Below are 17,618 nucleotides of genomic sequence, written 5' to 3' on the forward strand. Positions count from 1 at the left end.
AGGTGGGTGTTGCCCGGATATGCGCGAGTCTCGAGGAACAGTCGGACTATTTCTGGATTATACCGGAATCGCCCCGGTTATGACTGCGCTACCCGTCGAAATCCCGGCGCATCGCGATCTCGAACCAGGGGCAGAGTCGCAGCTGGCGGTACTGCTTCTGGTGCTCGTAGAGATGTTCGTAGGGGACCCACATCCGGCCACCGACCTCCGCGGGGTCGGGGTCGAGGGTGCGGTCCTCCAGGGTGCATTTGAGGACGGCACAGACCTCCCACTCCAGACCCTGGTCGAGATAGTAGCGTTTGTACTCGAACTTGTCCGTGATGCGGATGTTGCTGTACTGACCGGGCGTGACACCGAGTTCCTCTTCCAGGCGCTGTCGGGTGGCGGCCTTCTGGCTCTGTCCCGCCTCGGGGTGGGAGGCCACGGTCCCGTCCCAGTGGGTGTCCCAGAGGCGCTTGTCGTCGGCTCGCTGGGCCAGGAGCACGTTCCCGTCGCGGTCGAACACCAGCACGGTGAACGCGCGATGCCGGATGCCGTCGCCGGTGTGGGCCTCGAGCCGGTTAGCCAGCCCCTGCTCCCGGTCGTTCTCGTCGACGACGATGACCTCCTGGCGGGCGTTCTCGTGGTCGGCGTCCGGGCCCACGGCACCTTGGCCGGTCTCGTCGGTGCTCATGTGTGCCGCTCGCCCGTGTGGCATAAGACCGCTTCGGCTTTCCAGGTCCGATTCCGGCGCGGTCGCCGGCCGCCCCAGCGTATAAAGAACCGAACACACACGGTCGGCCGACGGGTTCGTCCCGATGGACGTCCCGCCCTATCGGTCGGTTCGGGGGTCCGAACCCGTCTGGACCGGAGGATGAACCGGCGGCTCGACCGTCGTACCCGACGGTTAGCGGTCCGTGGGCCACTACGGGTCGTGACAACACGCCGTATCCGCGGGGATGGAGCCGGCGACTCTAGATGGCTAGTGCAGAGCCTTTTATTTCGATAGCCTGTATGTAGGGCATGGATGCTACACCAGGCTGTGGACACTGGCGGTGTGGGGCGTGGGGAAGTGGGCGGTGAAGAGCAGTCGCTGCGGCGGTTGAGCGCACAGGGCGGCCTGGCGCTGTTCGTCGGCGAGTCGTCGCCGGCTCACGCGACCGCCAGTTCGCGGCTACACGCGCGGACACCCGAGGAGGACCACCACCTGTTCGTGAGTCCGGCCCGGACGCTGCCGTCCGTGAAACATCACGTCGACGCCGTGCCAGAGGGCGCGTCGGTCCGGGTCGTCCGGACCTCGCGCGGCCCGGACCACGACGGCCGGTTCGATGGGATCCCGACGCGGGCCGCCGTCGACCAGGTGAACGGCTCGCTCCGCGCGCTCGGGGCCGCCGTCTCCGACGCCATGGAGATCATCGCCAGTCGCGACGCGGGTCGGCCCGTCGTCTGCCTGCGCGACGTGACCTCGCTGACCGACGACCGGTTCGAGCTGGAACGGTTCCTGCTGGAGCTGCGGGTCGCCGCGCTGTCGACCAACGCGGTCGTCCACGCCCACCTCCCGGTGGCGCCGGACCACGAGTGGCTGGACGGACTCCGCGACCTGGCGGACGCGACCTGCTACATCGAGGACGGACTCCCGCCGCTGGGCGAGTGGGAGCTCAAGGAGGGGACGGCCGAGGCCAGCGACGCCGGCACCGCCAGCGGCTCGGTCTGACACGCCCGCCACCGACCATCCATCGCCGGTCCACACCCTTTCCTGACCGGGGTGAGTCACTGACTCCGCAGCGACGGCTACCCCAGTTTCTCGTCGAGGATGAGTCGCGTCTTCGTGGAGACGACCTCGTCCAGTTCGCGCGCGCGGGTGATGAGCCCGTTGAGCGCGTCGGTGTCGGTCGTGTCGGCAACGATGACGATGTCCTCCTCCCCGGAGACCTGCCAGACGAAATCCACCTCCGACCAGTCGGCCATCGCGTCCGACACCGCCGTGGTGTCCACGTCGACGGCCACGTCGATCTCGACCATCGCCTTCACGTTCCCCGTCCGGGTGGCGACGGTGAACCGCTCGATGACGCCCTCCTCCAGCATCCGGTCTACCCGGTTCCGGACGGTGCCCTCGCTGGTGCCGACCGCGTCGGCGATCTCGGTGTACGGCGTGCGCGAGTCCCGCCGGAGGATGGCGAGTATCTCCCGGTCCAGGCTGTCCATGATTGGCTCGTGGCGGCCCGTACGCGGCGGCGCCGGACCCCCGGCGAGGTGCGTGACTACCCCTGGCTCCCACTTACCGATTACGAAATTCGCAATTCGGCTTCGAACGCAACGGTTATTCCGGGGGCGAGAATACGAGGCTCGTAATGACGGACGCCGCAGCCGACGACCGGACCGCGTACGTGGCCATCGAGGGGGGACGTGTCGTGGAGGCCCGGAGCCGGGCCCCCGGCCGTGCGCGCGGCGAACTCGTGTTCACGACCGCCTACACCGGCTACGAGGAGTCGCTCACCGATCCGTCCTACGAGGAGCAGATCCTCACGTTCTCCTACCCCCTCATCGGGAACTACGGGGTCCGGGAGGAGCGCTTCGAGTCCGAGCGGGTCCATCCCCGCGGCGTCGTCGCCCGCGAACTCACCGACGACGTGGCCGACTGGCTGACCGAGGAGGGCGTCCCCGCCGTCGACCACCTCGACACCCGTGACCTCGTCACCGGCATCCGCGAGGAGGGCGCGATGGAGTGTGGCATCGCGGCCGGCCCGGACGCTACCCCCGAGGTCGCCCGCGAGGAACTGGAGCGGTGTGTCGCCATGAGCGATCACACGGACATCGGCGAACAGGTGAGCGTCCCCGGCCGCGAGACGCACAACCCGGACGGCGACGGCCCCCGTGTCGGGCTCATCGACTGCGGCGCGAAGGGGAGCATCGTCTCCTCGCTGCTGGAGCGCGACGCCGTCGTCGACGTCGTCCCGTACGACGCCACCGTCGCCGACATCGAGCGCACCGACCCGGACCTGCTGTTCATCTCGAACGGTCCGGGCGACCCGGAGAACTTCGAGGCCGCCGCGGCTCTCGTCGACGAGTACGTCGGTAGCCTCCCCATCGCGGGTATCTGTCTCGGCCAGCAGGTCGTCGCCAACGCCCTCGGCGGGTCGACGGAGAAGATGGAGTTCGGCCATCGCGGGGTCAACCAGCCCGTGCGCGACCTCCGGACGAACCGCGTCGTGATGACCACCCAGAACCACGGCTACACCGTCGCCGAGCCGGGCGACCGGCTGGAGGTCACCCAGGTCAACGTCAACGACGACACCCCTGAGGGGCTCGAATCCGACGACCTGGACGTCATCACGCGCCAGTACCATCCCGAGGCCAACCCCGGCCCGAACGACTCGCTGGACTTCTTCGACGACGTGCTCGAACTCGCCGGCTACGAGACCGAGCGTGGCGCGACCGGCGCCCCGAAGACGACCTGACGGGCGCTTCGACCTTCGAGACGGCTACAGCGTCAGTTCGGTCGCGTCGGCCCAGCGCGGTTTGAACTCCTCGCGGACACTGGCGGCGAACTCGTGGTCCTTCAGGTTCAGCATGGCCAGCGCCTCCTCGCTCTTGAGCGGGTGGGGCACCTCGATGACGACCTCGTTCCGGTCGATGAGCGTGAACGTTCCGGAGACGTCCTCGACGGTTCGAACCTCGAACCCGCCGTACCCACTGAGGGTCTCGCGGTAGCGGTCGCCGAACTCGGCGGGGAGCGTCGGTGCCAGGTCCGGCTTCATCAGCAGCTCCACCTCCACGCCGCGTTCGAGTGCCGCCTCCAGCCCGTCGAGGATGGCGCTCCCGACCTCGGTGACGTCGAAGTACTGCTCGGTGTACGTCGAGAGGACCATCACGATGCGGGCGTCGGCGGCGGCGATGCGCTCGACGAGGAGGTCCGCGGCCTCGTCGGCGCCGACCGCGGCCGTCCAGAACCGCTCCTCGACCGGTTCTGTCGTCTCCAGCTCCCCCTCCAGCTCGTCGACGATGGACTCGTACTGGTCGGCCTTCTCCTCCAGTTCGCGCTTCTTGTCCGCCAGCAGCCGGTCCAGCGCCGTCTCCGGCTCGACCGCGACGTACTTCTTCGGCCGGCTCGCGGACTGCGACCGGACGAGGTTGTACTGCTCGATGCTGTTCAGCACGTCGTAGATGCGACCCATCGGCACGTCGCTCACCCGCGAGAGCTCCTTGGCCGTCGTCGGTCCGGTCTTCAGCAGCGAGCGATACGCTCGCGCCTCGTACTCGGACAGCCCGAGGTCCCTGAGACTCGCCATACCGGACGGTCTCGGCGACGGAACATAAACACCGAGGAAGTTTACCCCACTCTTCCGTTGTTTACTCTCAGCGGCGACCGATACCGTGCGGCCCGGCGGTCTCAGGTCGCGGCCGCCGCGACGGGGTGTGGGTTCAGTCCAGCATCGCGACCGCGTCGGCCAGCGCCTCGGGGTCGGTCGCGGGGTCGGTCGCGGTCGTCCCACGGCGTGCGACCGCGTCCTCGCGGTCGCTCGGCACGACGACCTTCTCGTGGTCGGCCAGTCGCAGCGCCGCGCGGTGGAGGTCGCTCCCGGCGGGTGGCGTCTCGACCACGAGCGGGCCGTTGGCGTGCCGGGCGCAGGCGGTCGCGTAGCCCGCGACCTCGACACCCATCCGGCCGGCGGCGCCCGCGAACGCCGACAGCGCGGCGGCGGCGGCCTCGCGGTAGCGGTCCGTTCCCGTCAGCGCCGCCAGGTCGATGAGCGCGTCCGCGGCCTCGACGTTCGTGTCCAGCGGCCGGAGCGGCCGGTCGAGCAGGCCCGGGCCCTCGGCCGGACCGTCGCGGAACGCGCCCGTGTCGTCGGCCAGGTCGAGCAGCGCGTCGGCCACCTCGCGAGCGGCGTCGAGCCAGCGGTCGCCACCACGCACCTGCGCGGCCGTCGTCAGCCCCGTCAACAGCCGGGCCTGGTCGACCAGGAGCCCCGACTCGACGCGCTCGTCGCCGTCGGCCGCCGCGGGCGGAACGTGGGTCACCTCGCCGTCCGCGACGAGCTCCGCGAGGACGGTCTCGAGCGCGCGTTCGGCGTAGCGAGCCGCCGGGTCGTGGTCGGTGACCGCGGCGAACCGGAGCAGCGCGTCGGCCGCCAGGCCGTTCCGGTCGGCGAGGACGGTCCGGTCGACGTGGGGCGGGTCGGCGTCCTCGCGCTCGCTCGCGGGGAGCGTGTAGTAGCCCCCGCCGGCCTGACCACCCGCGAACGCGCCGCGGTCGCCCGCCTCCGTCCAGAGGTCGGTCGTCAGGTAGTCGACGGTCGCCGCGGCGGCCTCCCGGTAGGTCGCCTCGCCGGTGTAGAGGTAGCCGGTCGCGAAGGCCCGCACGAGGGCGGCGTTCTCGTCGAGCAGCTTCTCGCGGTGGAGGCCGGACCAGTCCCGCGAGTCCGCGTAGCGGTAGAAGCCGCCGTCGTAGGTGTCCAGCAGGTGGGCGTGGACCGCCTCCAGGGTCCGGGTGGCGTGGTCGCGGGTGCGCTCGCGCTTGGCCGCGAACTCGATAGCGCGGGGGAGGGGGAACTTCGCGCCCTCGCCCCAGCCGCCGAACTCCCCGTCGAAGCCGCCGGTGACCCGATCGACCATATGGGCCTCGACCTGCGCGGTGACCTCGCCGGCGGGCGGCTCGTCGTCCAGTGCCCGGGGGATCGACCCCGCGCCGGTGCCCTTGGCGTCCCAGGTGTGCCGGACCGAATCGAGGATATCGCGAAAGCCCGTCAGCCCGAGGTAGCCGGCCGCCGTCAGCACCTCACCGTCGGGGGTGAGGAAGGCCGTCGCGGGGAAGCCGCCGACGTTGTACCGCTCGCGGACCCGTGGCTGGCGGTCCGCGTCGACCCGAACGGGGACGAACCCGTCCGAGAGGTGGGCCGCCACCCGTGGCTCGCTGTAGGTCTCGGCGTCCATCTCGCGACAGTGGGTGCACCAGGGCGCAGTCACCGACAGCAGCACCGGGCAGCCCCGGCGGTCGGCGACGGCGAACGCCTCGGCACCCCACTCGCGCCAGTCCACGAGGGTGTCGGCGGCGGCGTCGTCCATACGCGAGCGAGGTGACTCCGGGGGGAAAGCGTGTCGTTCGGGGGCCGCTGCCGCGCGCCGCTCCCCGACCGCCGGTCAGCGCGACCCGTGTTCGACCCCGTTCGACCGCAAACCGTGTCGTGCGGGCGTCTGACGCGGAGTTTTGTGGGTGGAGCCGGAAGCATCTCGTATGACGAACCTCACTGAGGTGTACGAGGGCGGGGCCGGGGGACCCGACCGGCGGCGGCTCTATCTCGGCGTGGGACTGTTCCTCGTCGGGGCGGCGCTGACCGTGGGCGGCATCGCCGTCGGGACCTCGATGGAGGTCGCGGCGGCACTGAGCCTGAGCACGTTCGCGGCCCGCGAGGCCGCCGGCATCGCCGCCGGTGTCGGCCTCCCCGCGACCTTCCTCGGTGTCGTGGTCGTCCTCCCGCAGACGTCCCGCCGGGTCGACGCGGCCGCGGTCCTCGGGAGCGTCGTGATGCTGTTCGGCGTGCTCCTGTTCACCGAGGTCTACCCGCAGGCCTGGTTCAGCAACGCGTTCGCGGTGGTCGCGGTCTACTTCGTCGGTGCCATGACGACCCTCTGGGCGCTGTTCACCGCGGTCGCGAACTTCACGACCCGCAACGACCCCGGCGGCACGGTCGAACTCCGCGTGACCGAGGGCGGCGAGACCCGTGTCGTCGAGGTCTCCAACCAGGGGCTCGCGAGCAAGCTCGGCGGCATCGGCCTGATGGGCGGCACCCCCGACGGCGACGTGAAGACCCAGACGGCCGGTTCGAAGCGCGGCACGTCCGGCACCGCCTCGACCACCGACGGCGGCGCCGAGGTGATGTCGAACGGCTCCGGGCCGACGACCACGGAGTCGACCACGACCGTCGGCTCGAACACCGACCGGCCGGGCGAGAGCGACTCCCTCACCGAGCGGGCCCGCTCGGGCTCCGGCCGGAACCAGCGCTTCTCCGGTTCCGACGGTGGTGGGCGCGGCGGGCGAGCCCCGTCGGGCGTGTCCGACGGCGGGACCGCGGCCGACGACGGCGACGCCGAGCTGCTCTCCTCGGGCGCCGACCCCCACCCCAACCAGGACCTCTACTGCGGCAACTGCTCGCACTTCCGCTACGTCCGCACCGACCGGGGAATGCAGCCGTACTGCGGCCTCCACAGCGAGGTCATGGACGACATGGACGCCTGCGAGGAGTGGACGCCGAACAACCAGTAACCGACGCCCTCTCGTCGCCGACCCCCTCCGTTTCGCGATAACACCCCGTATTACTCCGATATCGACGACTCCGACCCACTATCCCCCCTGATATCCGCGAGCGTCCCCCCCACCCGCTCCCAGTGGCTCCCCTTCCAGAACTGCTGGCCGCACCGCTCGCACCGCCACACCCGCCCCTCGTCGGGTGCGTGTGCGACGCGCTCGCCCGCCGACACCTGCTCGACGGACCCGTTGCAGGACCCGCACCGCGCCGGGCGGTCGTCGAGTTCGAGCGCGAGCCCGGCCTCGGACAGCGCCCGGAGCTGGTCCTCGACCGTCCGGCTCGTGAGCAGCGTGCCCCGGTCGCCGGCCCGGGCGGCCAACTCCCTGTCGCGGGTGAGGAGCGTCCGACCCTCCTCGCGGGCCGCCGCCAGCAGCGCGTCGTCGGCCTCCGTCATCCGCCCCTCGTCCAGCGCGTACGCCGCGTCGTAGCCGCACATCCGCAGATAGGTGGCGAGCTTCCCCAGCATCGCGTCCAGCAGGAACGGAGCCTGTACGTCGGGCATCGGTCGTGGGGTACGGGGGCCGGGGCCGTGACGCTGGTGGTCCGACGGGGGCCGTCCGTCCGACCGCTCCACACGGATACCACGGCGACGGCAGGGCTCCGGAGGGCGTCCCGTCGCCGCCCTGCCCGGTCTCCGAGACGGAGGACCGACCCGCTATCTCCCCAGTTCCTCGTGGGCGCTCGCCAGATGGGACGACGCCAGCGCCCCCAGCAGCGACAGTTCCCCGGCCAGCGCCCCCGTCGCGATGACCTCCGCGAGGGCGTCCGCGTTCGACCCCGCCGGGTCGCCGCCGCCGCGCACGCCCAGCACGTCCAGCGACTCGGCCTGCGTCGGCAGCCTCGTGCCGCCGCCGACGGTGCCGACCTCCAGCGACGCGAGCGTGACGCTGGCGTAGAGCGCCGCGCCGTCGTCGGTCTCGCGGACGTCCGCGGTGGTGATGGCGTTGGCCCCCTCGACGACCTGGGCCATGTCCTGCCCGGTGGCGAGGAAGGCGGCGGCGACGGTGTTGGCGGCGTGGGCGTTGAAGCCGAGCGAGCCGGCCTTGGCGCTCCCGACCAGGTTCTTCCGGGTGTTGGCCTCCGCGATGGCCGCTGGCGTCGTGTTCAGCACGGACTCGACGGTGTCGGCCGGAATCAGCACGTCCGCCGCGACGGTGCGGCCCCGCCCCTCGACGGCGTTGACCGCGGCGGGCTTCTTGTCCGAGCAGAGGTTGCCCGACAGCGCCACCAGCGAGGCGGGCGTCTCGGCCTCGACGACGGCGCAGGCCTCCTCGGTCGCGATGGTGGCCATGTTCATCCCCATCGCGTCCTTCGTGTCGTACGCGAACCGGAGGAAGACGTTGTCGCCGACGACGTAGGGGGTCACGTCCCGCAGCTCGCCGTGGCCCGTCGTCGACTCGGCGGCCTCGCGCAGGGCCGGCACGTTCGCCCGGACCCACGAGGCCACCTCGCTCGCCTCGCCCACGTCCCGGACGCGGAAGACGGGCGCACGGGTCATTGCGCTCTTCAGGACGCGGGCGGTCGCGCCACCCCCGGCCCGGATGGCCGCACAGCCCCGGTTGACCGACGCCACCAGTGCGCCCTCCGTCGTCGCGAGCGGGAGGTACTCGTCGCCGGAGGCGGCCTCGCCGTCGACGGGGACGGGGCCGACGACGCCCATCGGCACCTGCGCCGCGCCGACCATGTTCTCGATGTTTGCCTCGGCGTCGGCCGCGTCGAAGGCGTACGAGCCGACCGCGTCGAGGTCGGCGGCGGTCTCGGTCGCGAGCAGGTGCCGCCGGGCGGCCGCGGCGGCCGCGGCGTCGGCGTGCTCCTCCAGTTCGTACAGACGCAGCTCTCCCTGCCGAACCAGCTCGGCCAACTCGGCGGCGGTGGCGTCCTCAGTCATACCGTGTCGGTCGGCGCGTCCGCGCCTAAGGCTTCGGGTCGCGAGCCGTGACGGGTCGTTCGACGCCCGGGTCCGGCCCACCACCCCGACAGCGGAACCCGGACGATGCGTGCCGGGGCTTGATATCCCGCCAGGATGAATGACCGCGCTGATGCCCTCCAGTCCGCCGTTCGTCGATCTCGGTACCGGGAGCCTCGACACCGCACAGATCTACCGGGAGGCGCTGCCCGTCGCGGCGCTGGTGGGGCTGTTCGGCGGCATCGCGCTGGTGCCGCTGGCGCTGGTCTCCCTGTTCGCGGGGAGCAGCGCGCTCGGGGCGATACTCACGGTCGTCGCACAGTTCGTCCTCGCCGTCGGCGCCGGCATCGTCCTGCTGTACGTCGTCGTCCGCGGGCAGCAGCTCGCGGAGACGGAGTAGTCGAGGCCGAGGGCCCGCCCCCCGTCTACCCGTCCCCGTGCGTGTAGCCACGGTCCGGGAGCGGCTCGTCGTCCATCGTCAGCCCCGCGTCGGCATCGGTGACGGTCCCGACCCGCGTCAGGGCGACGGGGCAGTCGTCCCGTGCCGTGTCGAGCGCGCTCTCGGGAACGGTCACGACGAGCTCGAAGTCCTCGCCGAAGGTGGTCGCCAGCTCGCGGGCGGCCGCGCCGCCGTCGGTCACCTCGCGGACCGCGTCGTGGACCGGCAGCGCGTCGGCCTCGATGACGACGCCACAGTCCGAGGCCGCGGCGAGCTGGTGGCACGACCGCGCCAGCCCGTCGCTGGAGTCCATCATCGCCGACGCGTGGGCCGCGAGCGCCCGACCGGCCGCGACGCGGGGTGTGAACCGGAACAGGTCGTTGGCGCGGTCGGGGTCATCGCCGAACAGCCGGAGCGCAGCGCCCGACCGGCCGAGGTCGCCCGTCACGCAGAGCGCGTCGCCCGGGGTCGCGCCGGACCGCCGGACCGGCCCCGCCTCGCCGACCCGGCCCAGCGCCGTCGTGGCGACGGTGAACTCCTCGTGGCCGTCCAGGTCCCCGCCGACGTACTCGGCGTCGACGGCCTCGCAGACCTCGCGGGCGCCACGGACGAACGCGCGGACCTCGTCGGCCCGGAACGACGGCGCGCCGTAGACGGCCACCGCGGCGGTCGCGTCCGCGCCCATCGCCGCTACGTCCGACAGCGACGCCGCGACCGCCCGCCAGCCGGCGGTGTAGCGGGTGGTGCCATCGGGGAAGTCCGTCGTCTCGTGGAGCATGTCCGTCGTGAGGACCTGCCCATCGACGACCGCGGCGTCGTCGCCCGCCGCCGGGAGGTCGGCGGCGATCAGCGCGAGGGCGGCCCGCTCGTCGATAGCCGTGTCGTCGCCCTCGCTCATCGTCGGAGGGGCGACCGCCACGGGTATATGGGTGACGACGCTGCCGTCACCGCTCGCGGACGACGACGAACTCCGCGAGGTCGCGGAGGTAGTCCACGGCCCGGGAGTCCCGGGCGGCAGCGGTCTCGAGGGCCTCGATGGCGGCGTCGGACTCGTCGCGGGCGCGCTGGTTGGCCTCGCCCGGCGAGAGGTCCGCCACCCGGACGATGGAGGGGCGCTCCATCTGGGCGTCGTGGCCGGTCGGCTTCCCGAGCGACTGGGTGTCGGCGGTCTCGTCCAGCACGTCGTCGCGGATCTGGAAGGCCACGCCGACGCGCTCGGCGTACTCGCCGAACGCCTCGACGGTGTAGGGGTCGGCGTCGGCGGCGATGGCGCCGCACTCGGCGGCCGCGCGGAACAGCGCGCCCGTCTTCCGGCGGGCCAGCGCCATGTACTCCGCCTCGTCCTCGGGCATCGCGACCAGCTCCGTCGCCTCGCCCATGCCGAGCTCGACCATCGCCTCGCTGACGGCCTGGGTGGCGCGTTCGTCCGCGGAGAACAGGTGGAACGCCTCGCCGAGCAGGCCGTCGGAGGCGATGATGGCCGGTCCGTGGCCGTAGGCGACGTGGGCGGCGGTCTCGCCGCGCCGCAGGTCGGCCTCGTCGATGATGTCGTCGATGACGAGCGAGGCGTTGTGGACGAGTTCGACGCCGACCGCGAAGTCGGCGGCGGTGTCGTCGGCCAGCGGGTCACCGCCGGCGGCCTCGCAGGTGAGCATCGTCAGCGTCGGCCGGACGCGCTTGCCCCCCGAGAGGGAGACGTGGCGCACCTGCTCGGCCAGCGCCGGCGGCTCGACCCCGTCGAGGACGGTCTCCAGCCGGTCCTCGACGCGCGCGCGCCGGCGTTCCAGATACTCCATGCGTTCCATCTGAGGCCGGTGCCGGGAAGTACGTGACGGAGTCGTGCATCGAATCCTGCCCTCCGGACACTACCGGCCGCCACTCCGCCAGTGAGGTCCCGTCCCGGGGGTATTGCCGTCACGCGGCCGTGGCTGTGGCCGAGCGGGCGTCGAAAGAAGGAACGAGTGGGAGGCGCGCCTACAGGTTGGGTGCCTCGCCGCCGAACTCCTCGATGAGCTCGGGGACGACGTCGAACAGGTCGTCGACGATGCCGTAGTCGGCGAGGTCGTAGATGGGGGCGCTGGGGTCCGTGTTGATGGCGACGATGGTGTCGGCGCCCTTCATCCCGGCGACGTGCTGGACGGCGCCGGAGATGCCGATGGCGATGTAGACGTCCGGCGTGACGACCTTGCCGGACTGGCCGACCTGCCGGTTCTTGGGCAGCCAGCCGTTGTCGACGATGGGGCGCGAGGAGGACAGCGTCGCGCCGAGCGTGTCCGCCAGCTCCTCGATGAGGACGATGTTCTCCTCGTCCTCGATGCCGCGGCCGACCGACACCAGAACGTCCGCCTCCGTGATGTCGACGTCGCCGCTGCCGACCTCCTCGAAGCCGGTGACCTCGGAGCCGATGGCGTCCTCGTCGATGTCGACGTCGACGGCGCCGACCGGGGCGTCACCGTCGCCCTCGGCCCTGGGCCACTCGGCCGGGCGGACCGTGAGCGCGTACGCCTCGGCGTCGACATCGAACGTCGTCTCGACCTTGCCACCGTACTGTTCGCGGGTGACCTCCGTGACGTCACCGCCGTCGAGCGCGATGGCGTCCGTCAGCAGCGGGAGGTCGAGGTCGTCGGCCACGGCGGGGGCGTAGTCGAGCCCGTTGACCGTGTTCGGCATGAGCAGGACGTCCGCGCCGCTTGTCTCGTACAGCTGCGGGATGGCCTGGGCGTAGACGTCGTGGTTGAACTCCTCGCCGTGGTCGACGGTGTGGATGGCGTCGACGCCGTCGCGGTTCACGTCGTCGGCGAACGCGTCGACGTCGCCGGAGATGACGCCGAGGTGGAGCTCGCCGCCGAGCTCGTCGGCGAGTTCCCGACCCGCGGTGATGACCTCGTAGGAGACGTCCCGGAGCTCGCCGCGCCGGTGCTCCGTGATTGCGAGAACCGTCATCCCTCGACCACCCCCTTCTCGCGGAGGAAGTCGGCCAGCTCCCCGGCGGTCTCCTCGGCCGAGCCCTCCCAGAGCGTCGCGTCGCCCTCGGACTCGGGCTCGTACATCGAGGTCCGCTCGATGTCGGCGTCGAGCGTCGACTCGTCCAGCCCCAGGTCACCCAGCCCGTGGACGTCGAGGGGCTTCTGCTGGGCCTGCCGGATGCCGCGCAGGCTCGCGTAGCGCGGCTCGTTGATGCCGGACTGGATGGTGAGGACGGCCGGCGTCTGCACGTCGGTCAGCTCCTCGATGCCACCCTCCAGCTCGCGGTGGACGTGGGCGACCTCGCCCTCGATGTCGAGGTCGAGCGTGTTGACGACCGCGGCCCACTCCATGTCGAGCTTGTTCGCCAGCGCGACGCCGGTCGCGCCGTTGGAGTCGTCGGCGGCCTGGACGCCGGAGAAGACCAGATCGGGCTCCTCCTCCTCGGCGACCGCGGCCAGCAGCTCGGCCTTGGCCTCGACGGAGAGGTACTCGGCGCCTTCGAGCGCGTCGTCCCAGACGCGGACCGCGCGGTCGGCCCCCTTCGCGAGCGCCATCCGTACGGTCTCCTCGGCCCGCTCGGGTCCGATGGTGACCGTCACCACTTCCACGTCGTCGTTCTCCTCGCTGGTCTGGACGGCCTCCTCCACGGCGTAGTCGTCCCACTCGTTGAGGTCGTACTCGAGATAGCTTTCGTCGACGTCGAGTCCCGAAATCTGGAACTCGTCCTCGACCTCGGCCACCTCCTTCACGGTGACGAGTATCTTCATGCTAGTCGTCACAACACAGCGGTCGTTCGTGAATAAACGTTTCCGAACGATTCGGATCGGACTCGCCGTTGCCCGGGGATATACGCGCCGTTCAACTGGGTTCCGTGGCCGCCCACAGGCGATCCCCTCGATGCCGCCCCCCGCCCCGGCGCCGGTCACTCCTCGTCGAGTTCCGTCACGTCCTCGTCGGGAAGGGTGATGAGGTTCTCGCGGCCGATCCGGAGCTTGTCGACCCGGTCGTCGTCGTCCATCGCCGACAGCAGCTGCGAGACCTTCGCGTTCGACCAGCCCGTCTCCGTGACGATGTTGGCCTGCTTCATCCGGCCGCCGTTGCGCTCCAAGAGGCGCTCGACCCGCTCCTCGTCGCTGAGGAGCTCCGGCTCCGGGTCGTCGTCGGCCGTGGCCACCCCGGCGGCCCCGTTCCCCCCGCCACCCGTGGCCTCGCTCCCGCCGTCGGTGCCGGCCGTGACCGACCCGCTGCCGGGCGCGCCGCCGTCGCCGCCCGCCGCCGGGGTCGGGCCGCCGTCCGTCGGGCGCCGTCGGGCGACGAGGACCAGCAGGACGGCCAGCGCGACGAGCCCGCCGATGCCGCCGATGACGAGGAGCATGTCCGACCGCGGCTCGGACGGCGGGTCCGTCACCGGACTCGTCGTCGGACTCGGTGACGCCGTCGGCGTCTGTGTGCGCTGGCGCTCGTACGTCGCGGCCACGTCACCGCGCTCGAAGTCGGTCGGCCCGGACCAGCGCAGGACCCCGTTCCGCGGCGGGACCGTGGCCGTCACCGGTCCGCCGAACCCCTCCGGCGGATAGATCGCCAGCGTCTGCTCCGCCGCCAGTCCCGGCAGCCACGTCCCCTCGGAGGTGTTGAACGCCGAGCCGAACCGGAGCCGGCTGCCGGAGACGGTGGCGAAGTTCGTCCAGGTGAACGAGAGGGTCAGCCGGCCGACCGCCGTGCCGTTCGTGGTGGCGACCGTGGCATTCCGCCGTGGCTCCTCGATGCCCATCGAACGATCGACGGTCTCGTTGGCCCGTGAACTGGCACGACGGAACGTCTCGAGGTCGAAGCCGATATCGATGTCGCCCTGCTCGAACTGCTCGGCGAGCTCGTCGAAGGCCGCACGGTCGCTCTCGTTCTCCAGGACGAATGCGGTCGAAACCGACCAGCGGGCATCCCCGTCGGGCCGGAGCTGCACGCTGAGGGTCGTCCCGTTCCGGGACGGCGACTCGGACTGGAGGGCTGCGAGCGACGCCGAATCGGTCGATCCGGCGGACACCTGCTCCGAAGCCGGGGCTGCTGCCACGGCCGGCAGTGCCGTGCCGACCACGACCAGCGCGGCGAGGACAGCCAGGGCGAGTGGTAAGTGGAGGGCGACGGGGGGCCTCGACCGCATATCCTCCCGATGGCGGGGGCGAGCTGAAAACGCTTTCCATCGGGTGATGAAACGTCTCCGGGCCGTATGAAACGTTTCCGCGTCGCTGCGGGCGTCTCGCCCGGCGGGAGATGCCGACGGACGCCTTTTTGTTCCCCCACGCAGAGGGTGGCCGTATGAGCGGTCCCCGCCCCCTCCACACGTCCGCGCTCGCCGTGGCGGTCCTGGCGCTGGCGCTGGTCCTGGCGCCGGTCGCCGCCGTTCCGGTCGACCAGCCGCCGACGGAACGGCCCGGCCCTGACGCGCTTCCGGCCCCTGGCGACGCCCTCCCCACGACCGCCGGAACCGCGCCGGTCGTCGCCGAGGGGAACACAACCGGCTATCTCGACCTCGACACGACGATACGGACCAGCCGGTTCGGCACCGCCACGTTCGACGTCGGCGGGGCCGTCGCGGCCGACAGCGGCCGAACCCGGTCGATATACCGGGCGACACGGCTCCGGACGGCGTTCACCGAGACGGAGGGCAACCTGACGGCGCAGCGGGCGGTCGTCACCCGTAGCGCCGACCGTATCGACGACGACATCACGGCGCTGGAGCAACGCGCACAGGTCGCCCTGAACCGGTACAACAGCGGGGCGATATCCGCCCGGAGCTATCTGCGCGAGCTCGCCGCCATCGACGCGGCCGCGGACTCGCTCCGGGGCACCCTCGACCTGCTCTCGACGTACAACTCCGTCGCCGACGAACCGATACCGTCCGCCCGAATCGCGGCCCAGAAAGCCCGCCTCCTCCCGCTTCAGGGACCGGTCCGCGACCGGGCGCTGGCGGCCATGCGTGGTGACGGCCCCCCCGTCCGGATTTTCATCCAGACCTCGGACGAGGGCGTCGTCCTCGCCACCATCGACCGGCGCGGGTTCACACAGCGGTACATCCGCGAGGCACACGTCCCGAGCGCGCGTGACCCCGGCGGGGTCGACCGATTCGACCTGGCCGAGGACCGGCTGGAGGCGGCCAGTGACCGGTCTCGGAACAGTTACCCGTGGACGTGGGAGAACCGGATTTCAGCCTCTATCGGGTCGTTCCAGGGCCAACCGTTCCTCTACACCGCAGGCGTCTACTCGGTCCGAATCGGCCATCCCCACGGAGCCGACCGAACCTACGATCTCATCACGTTCATAGACGGGTCGACGGAGGAGGTGTTCCGTGAGATCCAGTACAAGGACCTGTCCGAGATACCACTGACCCGGGCCGCCACGAACGACTCCGACGGCGTCTCGCTCTCGGTGGATCGAACCCGTTCGGGCGGTCCGATGCGGGTGACGGCCACGAACGCGTCGACCGGTGAGCCGCTCGCGGCCGACGTGCTCGTCAACGGTGAGACGGTCGGCCGGACGGGCAGCGAGGGACGGTACTGGGTCATCGCGCCCCGCCCCACGGCGAACGTCACCGTCGTCCACGAAGGAGCGGCCGTCTCCGTCGAGATCTTCAGCGACGGCGCGCCGACCGGCTGACGTCCCGGAACCTCTTGGCACATGCCGCGCCAGGCCGCCCGTGCCCCCGAGTCACGCCGCCGGTCCTACCGCGCGGGCCGACCGCGCCGTCTCGCCGGCCGTCGGTGTCGTGCTGCTCGTCGTCGTAACCGTCGCCCTGGCCGCGACGGTCGGCGTCGGCGCGGTTCCGGACCTGCCGGGCGACCCGCCCCCGGCCGCGCACATCGACTGCCGCGCCGACGCGGGCCCCGACCGCGTGGCCTGTACCCATCGCGGCGGCGACCGGCTCGACACCCGCGACCTGCGGGTACACGTCGCGGTCGACGGCGACCCGCTGACCCACCAGCCGCCGGTTCCGTTCTTCGCCGCCCGTGGGTTCCGGGCCGGGCCGACCGGCCCCTTCAATCCCTCGTCGGACCCCGGCTGGACCGCCGGTGAGACGGCGAGCTTCAGCATCGCGGCCACGAACGACCCCGGCCTGACGCCGGGCGCGTCGGTCAGGGTGCGACTACTGGCGGATGGCTACACGGTCGCGGCGGCGGAGACGGAGGTGAACTGACAGGGCGTGAGATGGGGTGACTGGGGGCGAGAGCGAGTGCGTACGCGGCGGGCGCGGCGTCAGTCGTCGGCGGAGGCGTCCGCCGGGGCGTCGACGATTTCGGCGGCCGTCGCCCCGGGGGCCTCGTCCGCCCCGCCGGGGACCCGTGCGATGGTCGTGATGGCGATCTCGGGGTTGTAGTCCGGGCCCATGGTGACGTGGCGGAACTCCCCGTAGCCGGCCTCGCGGAACATCCGATCGGCTTCGGCCTCGTCGTAGAACAGCATGATGGCGTCGGCGAGCTTCCGGAACACGCCGGAGCGGGGGTAGTTCGGACCGACGACCAGCACGGGGCCGCCCGGCTTCACCACGCGGCGGAACTCCTCGAGCGCGTCGACCGGGTTCGGCCAGTACTCGATGCTCCCCGAGGACCAGAGCGCGTCGAACGCGTCGTCGGCGAACGGGAGCCGTTCGGCGTCGCCGCGGTGGAACCGGACCTGGTCGCGCTTGCCGAACTTCTCGTAGGCCTTCTCCAGCTGGTGCTCGGACTGGTCCAACCCGTAGACCTTCTCGGTGCGCTCCAGCAGCCCCTCCGTGGCGAAGCCCGTCCCACAGCCGACGTCCAGCACGCGGTCGCCCTCCTCGATGCCGAACAGCTCCAGGGAGTCGTTGCGCATCTCCTCGTTCCAGATGAACGGGTTGATCTGGTCGTACACCTTCGAGAGGTACTTGTAGAAGAGCCGCGCACGCGCCTTGTTCTCGAGGATTCCCATTGGAGCACCCTTGGTGGTGCGCGGGCATAATTCCCCTGCTTCCGGGGTCCCGAGGAGCGCCCGTGGAACTAACCGCCGG

At 71.4% G+C, this 17,618-nt stretch carries 18 protein-coding genes; 6 read left to right on the forward strand and 12 right to left on the reverse strand.

Annotated features, from left to right (window positions below):
- Positions 1-88: 88 nt before the first annotated feature.
- The gene (locus DP107_RS04680) at positions 89-673 is read right to left on the reverse strand and encodes an NUDIX hydrolase (RefSeq protein ID WP_144260991.1); all 585 of its coding nucleotides are present in this window, start codon (positions 671-673) and stop codon (positions 89-91) included.
- A 333-nt stretch (positions 674-1,006) separates the two neighbouring features.
- Here DP107_RS04680 and DP107_RS04685 point away from each other — a divergent pair, with 333 nt between their 5' ends.
- Positions 1,007-1,693, forward strand: coding sequence for a DUF7504 family protein (locus tag DP107_RS04685; protein ID WP_144260992.1), 687 nt, complete (start codon positions 1,007-1,009; stop codon positions 1,691-1,693).
- 77 nt (positions 1,694-1,770) lie between these two features.
- Here DP107_RS04685 and DP107_RS04690 read toward each other — a convergent pair whose 3' ends face one another.
- Entirely contained in the window at positions 1,771-2,184 is a 414-nt protein-coding gene (locus DP107_RS04690; RefSeq protein ID WP_144260993.1) for an Lrp/AsnC family transcriptional regulator, read from the reverse strand.
- Positions 2,185-2,330: 146 nt separating this feature from the next.
- Here DP107_RS04690 and carA point away from each other — a divergent pair, with 146 nt between their 5' ends.
- Positions 2,331-3,437, forward strand: a complete 1,107-nt coding sequence (carA, locus tag DP107_RS04695) for a glutamine-hydrolyzing carbamoyl-phosphate synthase small subunit (protein WP_144260994.1) — start codon at positions 2,331-2,333, stop codon at positions 3,435-3,437.
- Positions 3,438-3,461: 24 nt separating this feature from the next.
- Here the strand turns inward: carA and DP107_RS04700 are convergent, their stop codons facing one another.
- Positions 3,462-4,268, reverse strand: coding sequence for a TrmB family transcriptional regulator (locus tag DP107_RS04700; RefSeq protein WP_144260995.1), 807 nt, complete (start codon positions 4,266-4,268; stop codon positions 3,462-3,464).
- 133 nt (positions 4,269-4,401) lie between these two features.
- Positions 4,402-6,045: a DUF255 domain-containing protein gene (locus tag DP107_RS04705; RefSeq protein ID WP_144260996.1), complete on the reverse strand. Its 1,644-nt coding sequence runs from the start codon at positions 6,043-6,045 to the stop codon at positions 4,402-4,404.
- Between the two features lie 169 nt (positions 6,046-6,214).
- Here DP107_RS04705 and DP107_RS04710 point away from each other — a divergent pair, with 169 nt between their 5' ends.
- Positions 6,215-7,243 carry a DUF7139 domain-containing protein gene (locus DP107_RS04710; protein WP_144260997.1) on the forward strand — a complete coding sequence of 343 codons (1,029 nt, stop codon included), beginning with the start codon at positions 6,215-6,217 and terminating at the stop codon, positions 7,241-7,243.
- A gap of 50 nt (positions 7,244-7,293) precedes the next feature.
- On the opposite strand, the gene DP107_RS04715 is transcribed toward DP107_RS04710, so the two are convergent.
- Positions 7,294-7,788, reverse strand: a complete 495-nt coding sequence (locus DP107_RS04715) for a Mut7-C RNAse domain-containing protein (protein ID WP_144260998.1) — start codon at positions 7,786-7,788, stop codon at positions 7,294-7,296.
- Between the two features lie 153 nt (positions 7,789-7,941).
- A complete protein-coding gene (gene hmgA / locus DP107_RS04720; protein WP_144260999.1) occupies positions 7,942-9,174 on the reverse strand; it encodes a hydroxymethylglutaryl-CoA reductase (NADPH) in 1,233 nt (410 codons plus the stop codon).
- 151 nt (positions 9,175-9,325) lie between these two features.
- Between hmgA and DP107_RS04725 the strand changes: the two genes are divergently transcribed.
- On the forward strand, positions 9,326-9,592 hold the full coding sequence (locus DP107_RS04725; RefSeq protein WP_144261000.1) for a hypothetical protein: 267 nt from the start codon (positions 9,326-9,328) through the stop codon (positions 9,590-9,592).
- Positions 9,593-9,617: 25 nt separating this feature from the next.
- On the opposite strand, the gene thiL is transcribed toward DP107_RS04725, so the two are convergent.
- The 5 genes from thiL to DP107_RS04750 all read right to left on the reverse strand — a co-directional run bounded on the left by thiL (position 9,618) and on the right by DP107_RS04750 (position 14,756).
- Positions 9,618-10,505 (reverse strand): thiamine-phosphate kinase, encoded by an 888-nt coding sequence (gene thiL / locus DP107_RS04730; RefSeq protein ID WP_144261260.1) that lies wholly within the window; start codon positions 10,503-10,505, stop codon positions 9,618-9,620.
- Positions 10,506-10,575: 70 nt separating this feature from the next.
- Positions 10,576-11,427: a polyprenyl synthetase family protein gene (locus DP107_RS04735; RefSeq protein WP_144261261.1), complete on the reverse strand. Its 852-nt coding sequence runs from the start codon at positions 11,425-11,427 to the stop codon at positions 10,576-10,578.
- 178 nt (positions 11,428-11,605) lie between these two features.
- Complete coding sequence (locus tag DP107_RS04740) at positions 11,606-12,574, reverse strand: electron transfer flavoprotein subunit alpha/FixB family protein (protein WP_144261001.1); 969 nt, start codon at positions 12,572-12,574, stop codon at positions 11,606-11,608.
- Complete coding sequence (locus tag DP107_RS04745; RefSeq protein WP_144261002.1) at positions 12,571-13,365, reverse strand: electron transfer flavoprotein subunit beta/FixA family protein; 795 nt, start codon at positions 13,363-13,365, stop codon at positions 12,571-12,573. The genes DP107_RS04740 and DP107_RS04745 overlap by 4 nt, the downstream gene beginning before the upstream one ends.
- Positions 13,366-13,520: 155 nt before the next feature.
- Positions 13,521-14,756, reverse strand: a complete 1,236-nt coding sequence (locus tag DP107_RS04750; RefSeq protein WP_144261003.1) for a helix-turn-helix transcriptional regulator — start codon at positions 14,754-14,756, stop codon at positions 13,521-13,523.
- 155 nt (positions 14,757-14,911) lie between these two features.
- Between DP107_RS04750 and DP107_RS04755 the strand changes: the two genes are divergently transcribed.
- Both DP107_RS04755 and DP107_RS04760 read left to right on the forward strand, forming a co-directional pair.
- Positions 14,912-16,249: a DUF7096 domain-containing protein gene (locus DP107_RS04755; protein ID WP_144261004.1), complete on the forward strand. Its 1,338-nt coding sequence runs from the start codon at positions 14,912-14,914 to the stop codon at positions 16,247-16,249.
- Between the two features lie 40 nt (positions 16,250-16,289).
- Complete coding sequence (locus DP107_RS04760) at positions 16,290-16,787, forward strand: type IV pilin (protein ID WP_144261005.1); 498 nt, start codon at positions 16,290-16,292, stop codon at positions 16,785-16,787.
- 59 nt (positions 16,788-16,846) lie between these two features.
- Here the strand turns inward: DP107_RS04760 and DP107_RS04765 are convergent, their stop codons facing one another.
- Entirely contained in the window at positions 16,847-17,539 is a 693-nt protein-coding gene (locus DP107_RS04765; RefSeq protein ID WP_144261006.1) for a methyltransferase domain-containing protein, read from the reverse strand.
- Between the last annotated feature and the right edge of the window lie 79 nt (positions 17,540-17,618).

Origin of the sequence: Haloglomus irregulare (genome assembly GCF_007421925.1) — an archaeon.
In the GTDB taxonomy this organism is placed as follows: Archaea; Halobacteriota; Halobacteria; order Halobacteriales; family Haloarculaceae; genus Haloglomus; species Haloglomus irregulare.